Genomic DNA, 305 nt, shown 5'->3' with positions numbered 1-305 from the left:
GGAAGAGTTTGACATAGTCGCTCCTAACGCTCTCGATTGTTCTATTCCTTTAGACCAATCTAGTTGACCATGTTTGCGAAGCCAAACTAAAACGGTGGAGCGCCCTTGGATCCCATAACGTTCTTGAGCTTGCTTATAAGTCATTTCGCCTTTTTCAACTTGGCTTACGACTGCCAATTTAAAGGCAAGAGAATAATCTCGTTGAGTACGTCTACTTGTTGTTTTCATGACACTCTCCAATTTCATGTTGGAAATGTGTCAACCATATTTAGGACGGTACAAGTAACTGATTTAAGCCCCAACAT

The 305-nt window shown here is 41.3% G+C and carries 1 pseudogene; it reads right to left on the bottom strand.

Annotation, left to right across the window (positions count from 1 at the left end):
- Window positions 1–228 (bottom strand): annotated as a pseudogene (locus tag AB4486_RS27270) (helix-turn-helix domain-containing protein); the annotation flags it as partial.
- Between the last annotated feature and the right edge of the window lie 77 nt (window positions 229–305).

The organism is Vibrio sp. 10N.222.55.C6 (assembly GCF_041473395.1).
In the GTDB taxonomy this organism is placed as follows: Bacteria; Pseudomonadota; Gammaproteobacteria; order Enterobacterales; family Vibrionaceae; genus Vibrio; species Vibrio crassostreae_C.
The sequence above is the reverse complement of the archived record's forward strand: the minus strand, read 5'-3'. Positions and strand labels throughout refer to the sequence as shown.